Origin of the sequence: Paenibacillus mesophilus (assembly GCF_005938385.1) — a bacterium.
GTDB lineage: Bacteria > Bacillota > Bacilli > Paenibacillales > NBRC-103111 > Paenibacillus_AB > Paenibacillus_AB mesophilus.
The window spans coordinates 1-7,210 of record NZ_VCRA01000065.1; the positions used below are offsets into that span (position 1 = coordinate 1).

The following is a 7,210-nucleotide window of genomic DNA, read 5'->3' on the forward strand; positions in this document are numbered from 1 at the left end:
TTTGTTTGCTGTACGCTTTTTCCTTGCTGGCACCAAAAAAACAAACGGCACAGGGCTTTTTCCCATGCCGTTTCCAATTCCATTTTTATTCCTGGTCTTGTCTTTGAGCTTAACTTAATGACATTGGACGGATGTCCTGCCTTTTCTGTACTTGCTGCGAAGCATCTCTTCACTTCTGGGGAAGCTTTATCGAGGGCTCCCCCAGAAGTAATCGGAAAAAGCTGCAAACCGTCACTTCACTTCTGGGGGATCTTTAACGGGGGCTCCCCCAGAAGTAATAGGAATAAGCTGCGAAGCATCTCTTCACTTCTGGGGGATTCTTAGGAATGGCATCTGATGATCAATCTCTCGCCGATTCTCAACCGGATACGAATCTCTCTTCTGAAGGACCGGCATCCGACGATGATTGTTCTCGGGCTTCCATCGCAGGTTGCTACCACGAATTGACCCGGTCTGAGCGTAATTCGGCGAGTGACCAAAGTAAAGCCGCAAACCAATGCGACGGATTGGCCGCGACGCAGCCTGATGACGCGGGTACGAGCGAAACTATGAGTATTCATGCTGCTCACCTCCTTCCTCTTCTACCAGTAGATGAGAGGAAGTGTGAGAAGGTGTCGGCACTATAAAAGTTGATGAATCTATCATTTATTACAAAAAGACCACGCAGCTGCGTGGCCGGACTTCTTGCTTTTTTACTTATCCGCCTCCGGATAGTCGGCTTTCAGTGCATGGGTCGACTCGTACCGCTGCGTCTCGAATATAAATTTGGCGGGCGCCTTGTCCGTCCGGTTTTTGATGATATGGCCGTACACTTTGCTGCCGGACGCGAATACGAACATGGTTTTGTCGGGCTCGTTGGCGAGCGGATACTTCTCGATCATAAGACACCTCCGAAGAGAACTATTCGGCAGGCCGGGAGGATTATCCTTCCCTTGCCGCCCGATTTATAATTAATGAAACATAAACTTCGCTAAAAACGTATGAGGAGACAAGCCGTTTCATTCCCCAAAAAAGATTCGGCCAAAAAAAATAAAAAAAGTTTAACAATATCGTTGACATGTCCATCGATTCTTGATATTATATTCCTTGTCACCAGCGAACATCAAATGCGATCTGTTAGCTCAGCTGGGAGAGCACTATCTTGACAGGGTAGGGGTCAGTGGTTCGAGCCCACTACAGATCATACGAAAAAAACCCTTGTGTATCAAGGGTTTTTTGCTTTTTTACACAAAAAGCGGCTGCCCTAACGGGGCAGCCTTTGCCGAAAAAAACGGGATTCATGATTTGCTTTGCTGCGACCCGGCGGCTTGAATCGCCGATTGTACTTGGCTCACCATCGTTTGTGCTTGTGCGATTTCGTGCGCGGCTTGTTTTAGAGCTTCCTCGCAAAGCGTCGGGTTGGCTGCGGATTGTTCGATGGCCTGAACGATCAGATCTTTAGCGATCGATGCGTTTGCTTCCGCCCTTTTTAAAGTGTTCGTATCGATTTGTGCCATTTCTGCAACTCCTCCGTCAATAAGTAATGGTTCAAGCATTGCTTTATAGTACACGTTCCCGTCGTGTTTTATACAGTTGCCGCATCGAAGGGCTTTACCGGTTTACTTCCGCGGCATTCGTTTCACAATCAGAAAGACAAGCAGGAAAAGGCCGATATAACCGAATAAAGTATACAAATGGGAGAGGAGAACCGCGAAGCTCATTTGGCTCAGTACAAAGCAGGCCAATAAAATAGTCAAAATGATCAAATTGGTCGAAAGGTTGTGGTAAATGCTTTTGATTTGCCTTGTCATGCCGAAGACGTTCCCGACCAAGGTTGTGAATATTTCGCTATAGATCACAAAAATAAACATAAGATGCATGTATTTACCGAGATCGCGAATGACTTCCGCCATGGGAATGTCGAATTTCATAATTCCCGGCATCAACGAGTTCATCGAGAGATGACTGGTGAGAAGCATCAATCCGATTCCTATGCCGCCCCAAAACCCGCCCCAGGTCAACGTGCGTTCATTATCGGCTTCGCTTCCGAGCGGCACCATCACGGCTTGCAGGGTGGCGAGGTTTAAAGCGACATAGGCAAAAGGGCTGATGATCCATTCCAAATCGTGCGATTGCTTCATCTGCCATTCCGTTGTGTGGAATAGATCGTCCATCGAGAAATAGGCGATGCCGACGGCAAAAGAAAAGAAGAGCATCATGGGAACGACCGCCGTATTGATGGCGAGCACTCCTTTTAATTGCCGAATCAGCACCATAAAGATAAAGACTAGACTGAGGATCATTCCCCATTGCTCGGACAAGCCCATTTGCTCTTTGAAGATCGAGCCCGCTCCTGAAAGCATAACCGAGGTTACGCCGAACAAAATCACGAAACTGACCGCATTCGCTACTCGTCCAAAAAACCGGCCAAACAAGTAAGTGTTCAATTCCTGATAAGAAAAAGCATGAATTCGATGGGACAGCACCATCATCTTCGTTCCAAGCCAAATAAAGAGAACCGTACTGATCAATATACCGGCCACGCCATAAGCGCCGAAAAAAGTGAAAAACTGCATGATCGATAGCCCCGAGGCGAACCCCGCACCTACAACCGTCCCCATATACGTTGCGGCGATTTGAATAATCGAAAACCATTGATTGCGCATGACGCCCTCCAGGCTCGGCCGGAATGTTTATATTTCAGATGTATGTCCGAATTGCATTTATATTCCGCAGCACAAAGAGGACATCGACCATTTTGGGAAAAAATTCCGGTTCTCTCACCGCAATTTCCACCTAAGGCGATGTCCTCCGCAATCAGCTTATCACGCCGATCATTCCTCGGGAGTCCGATCCAAAAATAACCGGGTTACTTCCGTATATTCTCCGCGCTCGATGTCTTGCGCCGTAGCTTTTTCTTCCAAAGGGTCGCTCGTATTCATGCCTGGCGCCATAGTCGGCTCTTGTTCGTTCCGCTTGTCTTTTTCCAACATTTTCACCACCCTTCTCGGACAATAGCATTCCGATTCGCTTCGGATTTATGCACGCATGTCCATTAGCACCGGAAATAATGGACGTAGAGGTGTTCATTCGATTATTTCCGACTTATTCGTAATAGATTTGTGTCGAAATTTGGCGTATGGTATGGAGAATTCGAATTTTTCGACAAAAAAGCTATCCCGTTTTTTGTATGGTAGTTCTTGGGAATCCCTTTCTGGTGCGTGCTTGGCCTGGATCTCATACTTTTTTCGCGTTGTGAAAAATCGACAAACTATGATAATGTAATGCTATAAAGAAATTAGCTAAATCTACCCATTCGATTTTTACCGGAGGAGGAAAATGAAACGATACGGCGAGATGAATCGCGAGGAGCTTTTGGCGGAAGTGGACATGCTGGAGGCGGAGAAACGGAAGGCGGAGTTTCCGAGCCAGACAGAAATGCTGGAGCGTAAAATATGGATGGCCAAAGCTTATATGATGGCGTCCGAGTCGTTTCCGCAAGGGATGTATGAGGTTGAAGGGTATTCGGAGCCGTTCGAACTGCTCTATGTAAACGGGATTATGGCATGGGGCCGGATGGGCGGGAAGAACGAGTCTAGTTTTCCTATTTCGATGCTGAAGAGGAAGTAAAGTAGAGAAAAGGGTATACGAAGGCGATTTACTATCATAAAAAACTTCAGAGATGTTGCAGGAATTTTGTAAATATGGTCGAAATAGTAATACAATTGAACCATATCCCTATTTCGTCGGTTGCAAAGTTCCGGCTGGCATCGCGTTTAGAGGGGTAACCGCATGCACAAAGGATTGCTCAATTCTACGGTAATGAATCAGGAGCAGCGGGCGATCAAGTTGTTTTTGGTGTTGTTTTACGTAATCGGTTTCTCGTTCGACGCGTTTTATTTTTATATTTATCCCAAGTTCATGAGCCATTCCAGAGAAGTCGGTCTTCCAAGCGGCGGGCTCGGCTATGGAATATACGTTATGCAGATCGTGCTTCTGCCTGTTGCGGTTTACTTGTACAGAAGACAGAAGCCGGCCTTAATCAAGTACGTATACATTTACACTTACTTGACCATAACGGTGTTCAACGATCTATTCGTATACATAGGTTCGGAGAAAACGTACGATTCGAGCAATGTAGCGGAAGTTTTGTTCGTCCTGTTTTCCCCGATCTTTCTGAACAAGAAATATTTCTGGATCGTGATCGGCGGGCTGACGTTCAAATACGTTGTGCTGTTCGCCGCCATACAGCAGCCGGCCCTCATATTGCCGCTTGCGCTTTACCCGATCTTGTCTTCGATGTCGTATATCATTTTGAACCGGTTCATCGGATACGTGGATGCGATCCGCGATTCCTACAACTGGCAAATGGAAGGCATCGTGAAAGGGATCGTCGCTACGCTGGAGCTGAAGGACCCGTACACGCGGGGGCACAGCGAAAGGGTTGCCTATTTCTCGCTTGAGCTGGCGAAGCGGTTGAACCGGTTCTCGGATGAGGAAATCAAGTCTTATTATTATGCATGTCTGCTTCACGATGTAGGGAAGGTGAGCATTCCCGATCATATATTGACCAAGCCGTCGTCGCTGACCGAGAATGAATTCGAGATCATTAAGACGCATCCGGTCGTCGGCGTGAATGCGATCAAGCATATCGAAGGGCTGCAGGATAGCGTGAGCGTTGTGCTTCACCACCATGAACGGTGGGACGGGCGGGGGTACCCGGACAAGCTTGCCGGAGAACAGATCCCGCTGCTCGCGAGAATAACGGCGGTTGCGGATGCATTTGACGCCATGACGACCAAACGCTCGTACCGCGAAGCATTGACCGTCGAGGAGGCGTACGATCGGATTGTGGAAGGGAAAGGGACGCAGTTCGATCCGTCGATCGTCGAAGTGTTCCAGGAAGTATACCCTTTGCTCGCCCGGTATGTCGTTTCGGAGCACGATAAAGCTGCGCAATCTCCATATAAAGATGCGGCGGTTAACGGGCCGATCAGACTTTGATAAGGGGGTGAATCATGATGAAGATCAGAAAGCTGGCTAAAGTAAAGACGACTTGCTGGTGGTGCGGAATTTGGTGGTAAGAAAGCGGAAGGATGCAGCCCATCTCGGGCCGCATCCTTTTTTTGTTGCTTTGCTTAGCAATTTAATGGGGGAAGTGAATGCAGGGTGAATGTTACGCCGCAGAGCAGACTGACACCGGTAGAGCTGGTCTTCCGGCCGGATCGGCAAGGCTATATCGTCGAAGATGCTGCAGCGCAGGAATTTTACGAAATGTCCGAGCTGTGCGTTGTTGCGCTGCAGCGTATGCGGGAAGGCGGAACGTTGGAGGCGATAGCGGTGGAGCTGTCTGCGCGATTTCCGGACGAAGAAGTCGACATGGTCGGATTCGCGGAGCAGCTACTTGAACTGAAGCTCGTCGCCGAGCTGGATGGATTTCCCGTACCCGACTCGGCTGCGCAGCGAATGAGCGGAGGCGCATCGGCAGCGCGTACGGCCGGGAGCTTTCAATGGATATCCGAATCGTTCGCCCGATTATGGTTTCACCCGTTCATGCGGCTTTTCTATATTTCGGCCATCGCAGCGAATGTCGCATTGTTCATCGTCAAGCCGGACTTGTTTCCGCAATACCGGGACGCATTCCTGTTCGATTCGATGGCGCTGAACAGCTTGTCATGGCTGATCCTATCGTTCGCCCTGCTCCTGCTCCACGAGCTCGGCCATATTATGGCGGTACGCTCGTTCGGCCTTCCGGCGAAGCTTGGTATCGGGCACCGGTTCCTGTTCGTCGTGTTCGAGACCGAGATGGACGGCGTATGGCGATTGAAGCCGAACCAGCGCAACAGAGCTTATTTGGCGGGAGCGGGCGTGGACCAGCTCGTGCTGCTTCTCTGCTTGGCGATCCAGCTGGCTATGCCGGGCGAGCCGGGGTTTGCCGCGAAGCTGGCGGCTTTAGCCGCAATGGATTTGTTTGTGAAGCTTGTATTCCAATGCTGTTTCTACATGAAGACGGATTTGTACTATGTTGTGGAAAATGGGACGGGCTGCTACAATTTGATGGAGCGGAGCCGTGCTTGGCTTCTCGCCAAGCTTGGAAGAAACGGCGGACTTCCGGCTCAAGCTTCCGAGGAGCGGGCGGTACGATGGTACGCGGTATTTTATGCGGCGGGATATGTATTCAGCCTCGGCATGATTGCTGTTTATTTCGCGCCGCAGCTGTTCGTCTCCATAGCGACGGTTGTTCCGCGGCTCGGCAGCCCGGGAGCGGGGGCGCCGTTCTGGGATGCGCTCGTCTTCGTCACGGAAGTCATCGGGTTGGGGGCGCTGCTGCTGTACTCCTGGAGGAAAAATCGGCGGAATTCCGCCTAACGGGCCGTCGAACGGATCAATCGTGTCCGCACATGGCGCCGTAGAGTCGATCGCACCGGTCGATCAATTCGAAATCGAGCGGGGTAATTCCGCCTTCGCTCCAGGTGGTGACGCTGATCGTAACCATTTTATATTCGATGGCGATCATCGGATGGTGATTAAGCGCTTCGGCTGTCATCGCCGTTTGCTGAACGAATTCGATCCCTTTCATATACAGCGGAAACCGGAACTTTTTGACGAGCCATTTTCCGTCTTTGCGCGTCCAGCCTTGCCGCACGTCCAACCGCTCTTGAATTTGTTCGTCGGTCAATTTCGCCATGGAGTTCACCTCGATCTTGAAGGATGGGCATGCAAGATTCACCTTACATTATACAACAAGGCATTGCCGAAGGGGGATTCGGGATGATCAAATTTAATGCAGAATTAATGTTCGAAGCGGATCTGCGGCCGTATCGGCCTGTCGTGGAACGTCGGGAGCCTTATATTGACATTTATTTGAAGCTGGACAAGAGCGGCACGGAATGGCCGGCGGATCTATCGGAGCCGGGGGCGCTGATCATATGCCGGTCGGACGGGGAGCCGATTCAATATGTCGTGCTGGATGAAGGCTGCGATAGCGAATACCGGTTTACGGAGCGGGAGAAAGAGCTTCTGCATGCCTATGTGCGGAAGGAGCGCTTGATCGAGAAGGCGCAGCAGCTCGGGTAAAGATGAAAAAAAGAGAGGGCGCTTGTCCAATGTCATTAAGTTAAGGCGAAGAGCCCAAAATTAAGAACAAGAGCAGGTTATCGAAAAGATAGCCCGCTCTTTTTTTGCACGAAAATAAAAAATAGAACTTGACAAACAGTTGGTAATGTGTGGC

General features: G+C 49.8%; 10 protein-coding genes and 1 tRNA gene. 5 read left to right on the forward strand and 6 right to left on the reverse strand.

Annotation, left to right across the window (positions count from 1 at the left end; genetic code table 11):
* Positions 1-320: 320 nt before the first annotated feature.
* Positions 321-560 carry a hypothetical protein gene (locus FE783_RS36950; protein WP_138884402.1) on the reverse strand — a complete coding sequence of 80 codons (240 nt, stop codon included), beginning with the start codon at positions 558-560 and terminating at the stop codon, positions 321-323.
* Between the two features lie 132 nt (positions 561-692).
* Positions 693-881, reverse strand: a complete 189-nt coding sequence (locus FE783_RS36955; RefSeq protein ID WP_138884403.1) for a hypothetical protein — start codon at positions 879-881, stop codon at positions 693-695.
* Positions 882-1,110: 229 nt separating this feature from the next.
* Here FE783_RS36955 and FE783_RS36960 point away from each other — a divergent pair.
* Positions 1,111-1,183 (forward strand) — tRNA-Val (locus tag FE783_RS36960).
* 94 nt (positions 1,184-1,277) lie between these two features.
* On the opposite strand, the gene FE783_RS36965 is transcribed toward FE783_RS36960, so the two are convergent.
* From FE783_RS36965 to FE783_RS38125, 3 genes are all read right to left on the reverse strand, one after another.
* On the reverse strand, positions 1,278-1,496 hold the full coding sequence (locus tag FE783_RS36965; RefSeq protein ID WP_138884404.1) for a hypothetical protein: 219 nt from the start codon (positions 1,494-1,496) through the stop codon (positions 1,278-1,280).
* Between the two features lie 102 nt (positions 1,497-1,598).
* Complete coding sequence (locus FE783_RS36970) at positions 1,599-2,645, reverse strand: YkvI family membrane protein (protein WP_138884405.1); 1,047 nt, start codon at positions 2,643-2,645, stop codon at positions 1,599-1,601.
* Positions 2,646-2,813: 168 nt separating this feature from the next.
* Complete coding sequence (locus tag FE783_RS38125) at positions 2,814-2,972, reverse strand: hypothetical protein (RefSeq protein WP_202916329.1); 159 nt, start codon at positions 2,970-2,972, stop codon at positions 2,814-2,816.
* A gap of 346 nt (positions 2,973-3,318) precedes the next feature.
* On the opposite strand from FE783_RS38125, the gene FE783_RS36975 reads away from it, so the two are divergent.
* From FE783_RS36975 to FE783_RS36985, 3 genes are all read left to right on the forward strand, one after another.
* Positions 3,319-3,609 carry a DUF1811 family protein gene (locus tag FE783_RS36975; RefSeq protein ID WP_138884406.1) on the forward strand — a complete coding sequence of 97 codons (291 nt, stop codon included), beginning with the start codon at positions 3,319-3,321 and terminating at the stop codon, positions 3,607-3,609.
* 162 nt (positions 3,610-3,771) lie between these two features.
* Positions 3,772-4,983: an HD-GYP domain-containing protein gene (locus FE783_RS36980; RefSeq protein WP_138884407.1), complete on the forward strand. Its 1,212-nt coding sequence runs from the start codon at positions 3,772-3,774 to the stop codon at positions 4,981-4,983.
* Positions 4,984-5,148: 165 nt separating this feature from the next.
* On the forward strand, positions 5,149-6,348 hold the full coding sequence (locus FE783_RS36985; RefSeq protein WP_138884408.1) for a peptidase: 1,200 nt from the start codon (positions 5,149-5,151) through the stop codon (positions 6,346-6,348).
* A 16-nt stretch (positions 6,349-6,364) separates the two neighbouring features.
* On the opposite strand, the gene FE783_RS36990 is transcribed toward FE783_RS36985, so the two are convergent.
* Complete coding sequence (locus FE783_RS36990) at positions 6,365-6,667, reverse strand: 4a-hydroxytetrahydrobiopterin dehydratase (protein ID WP_138884409.1); 303 nt, start codon at positions 6,665-6,667, stop codon at positions 6,365-6,367.
* An 83-nt stretch (positions 6,668-6,750) separates the two neighbouring features.
* Between FE783_RS36990 and FE783_RS36995 the strand changes: the two genes are divergently transcribed.
* Entirely contained in the window at positions 6,751-7,056 is a 306-nt protein-coding gene (locus FE783_RS36995) for a hypothetical protein (protein ID WP_138884410.1), read from the forward strand.
* Positions 7,057-7,210: the final 154 nt, after the last annotated feature.

Bases quoted from the DNA above. Each gene is read 5' to 3' on its own strand.
- FE783_RS36975 (WP_138884406.1), top strand. From the start codon at position 3,319: ATGAAACGATACGGCGAGATGAATCGCGAGGAGCTTTTGGCGGAAGTG.
- FE783_RS38125 (WP_202916329.1), bottom strand. From the start codon at position 2,972: ATGTTGGAAAAAGACAAGCGGAACGAACAAGAGCCGACTATGGCGCCA.
- FE783_RS36980 (WP_138884407.1), top strand. From the start codon at position 3,772: ATGCACAAAGGATTGCTCAATTCTACGGTAATGAATCAGGAGCAGCGG.
- FE783_RS36965 (WP_138884404.1), bottom strand. From the start codon at position 1,496: ATGGCACAAATCGATACGAACACTTTAAAAAGGGCGGAAGCAAACGCA.
- FE783_RS36970 (WP_138884405.1), bottom strand. From the start codon at position 2,645: ATGCGCAATCAATGGTTTTCGATTATTCAAATCGCCGCAACGTATATG.
- FE783_RS36955 (WP_138884403.1), bottom strand. From the start codon at position 881: ATGATCGAGAAGTATCCGCTCGCCAACGAGCCCGACAAAACCATGTTC.
- FE783_RS36950 (WP_138884402.1), bottom strand. From the start codon at position 560: ATGAATACTCATAGTTTCGCTCGTACCCGCGTCATCAGGCTGCGTCGC.
- FE783_RS36990 (WP_138884409.1), bottom strand. From the start codon at position 6,667: ATGGCGAAATTGACCGACGAACAAATTCAAGAGCGGTTGGACGTGCGG.
- FE783_RS36995 (WP_138884410.1), top strand. From the start codon at position 6,751: ATGATCAAATTTAATGCAGAATTAATGTTCGAAGCGGATCTGCGGCCG.